General features: G+C 55.5%; 2 protein-coding genes. One reads left to right on the top strand and one right to left on the bottom strand.

Going from position 1 to position 1,651, the window contains the following annotated elements; all coding sequences use genetic code 11:
- Positions 1 to 66: 66 nt before the first annotated feature.
- Positions 67 to 564 carry a hypothetical protein gene (locus tag IP79_RS15595; protein WP_156318363.1) on the bottom strand — a complete coding sequence of 166 codons (498 nt, stop codon included), beginning with the start codon at positions 562 to 564 and terminating at the stop codon, positions 67 to 69.
- Between the two features lie 263 nt (positions 565 to 827).
- On the opposite strand from IP79_RS15595, the gene IP79_RS14760 reads away from it, so the two are divergent.
- Positions 828 to 1,577 (top strand): helix-turn-helix transcriptional regulator, encoded by a 750-nt coding sequence (locus IP79_RS14760; protein ID WP_054120079.1) that lies wholly within the window; start codon positions 828 to 830, stop codon positions 1,575 to 1,577.
- Positions 1,578 to 1,651: the final 74 nt, after the last annotated feature.

Raw genomic sequence — 1,651 nt, forward strand, 5'->3', positions numbered from 1 at the left:
TCTGCTTTCGGGATCGCGCGTCGGCCCCGCTCATGACTGTTTGTGGGTGGATTCCTGCCGTTCGCCTTAATCCGGGGATGGCATCTGCGTCACTGGTGGTCTGAAGTTTAGTGCGGTTCCCAACATGGCGTCGGTTATCACGAAGTGAACTGGCATGCCCGGCTCAGCACTTTCGATCACTTTGGCCTTGAAACCTTTGGACCGAAGGAATTCTGCGGCGTTCTGTGCGCTGATCAGCGGTTCGTCCGAGACGAGCCCGATTGCGGAACTCGCGTTCCCGACTTTCTGTGTGAACGCGGTCGGGGAGTAATTGACGATTGTGCCGTCCCACATGATCGATCGCAGGATACCGCTTGAATTCACTTCGAAACGTTCTTCGACTCCGTGCCTAGACAACAATTCGACGATTGCAGCCTTAGCTTCTGGCGAAGATGCTGCGAAGATGCGCGAACCGGGATCGGGCCAAGGCAATGGGTTCTTGCCGAACGATAGCGCCAAAGCCCATGCTCCAAGTAGCAATAGCGCTACAAGGTTCAGAGCGATTGCCCATTTCGGCACATGCATATCGGCGGTGCTCCTTCGACTAAAGCAAGCCCTGTAAGCGCTGGCTGCACTCTTAGTATGACACGCTTTTTCTTGCGAAGCGAACGTCCACACAGGGGTCGGTTGCTGAAGGTCAGGAATTTTTCGCGACCGGGGTCAAGCCGCCGTGCCGCTTTCGGGATCGCTCGCGGGTCCGGCGCACGGCCGGTCGTGGGTGGATTTCTGCCGTCAGTACAAGTGGACCGTACTTTCGATCTCGCATTACAGAACCTATGGTCTGTGTGATGGAAACCGATGAGCGCATAACGACATTGACCGAGCGCGAGAAGATTTGCCTGCGGCTATGGCTGCAGCACAAATCGGCCAAGCAGATCGCGGCTGATCTGCAGATCACGCACCATGCAGTCGAGAAGCGATTGAAGATTGCCAGGATCAAACTTGGAACTACGTCGTCTCTCGATGCTGCTCTGCTTCTGCGTGATGCAGAGCAGTCCGATCAAACAGTAGCCTATCCGCCGGACCTTCACGCTCCACCTTCAGTTTCTCAGTCATTGTCCAATCGAAAGTTGATGATTGGAGGAATCGCAATGACACTTCTTGCAGCCGCCGTGCTCGCGCTCGCAATGCAACCGTCCGCAGACGCTGAAACAGTTGATCCGGTCGCAATCGGCGATCTGATAAGCGAATATGATGCGCAGCTTGATGCTGCCCTTCTCGCCTTGATTGCCTCGGCTGAAGTCGGCCCTGATGGCGAGGTTTTCCTTAAACAAGCAATGAGTGACCCTCGGTTCCTGAAGCCCAATAGCGGCTATTACTGGCAAATTAGCACAGAAGGTCAGGACGACTTCAGGTCGCGCTCTTTGTGGGATCGAAAGCTGGAGCTGAGAGGGGGGCAAGCCCCACAGCCAATCCACTATAACTCGAACCAGTTCTCGAACGAACCGCTGCGAGTTGTTGAGCAGACGGTGCTTCTGCCGAACAGCAAAATGCGGTCGCGCTTTGTCATAGCGCGGCCGCTCGGCACTCAGAAATGATCGCCCTTGGCTTATGTCCGGAATGGGGTCGGTTTCAGAATGGCAGGAATTTTCCAGAAGCGAGGCAATGCCGC

The sequence above is a fragment of the Porphyrobacter sp. AAP60 genome (assembly GCF_001296025.1).
In the GTDB taxonomy this organism is placed as follows: Bacteria; Pseudomonadota; Alphaproteobacteria; order Sphingomonadales; family Sphingomonadaceae; genus Erythrobacter.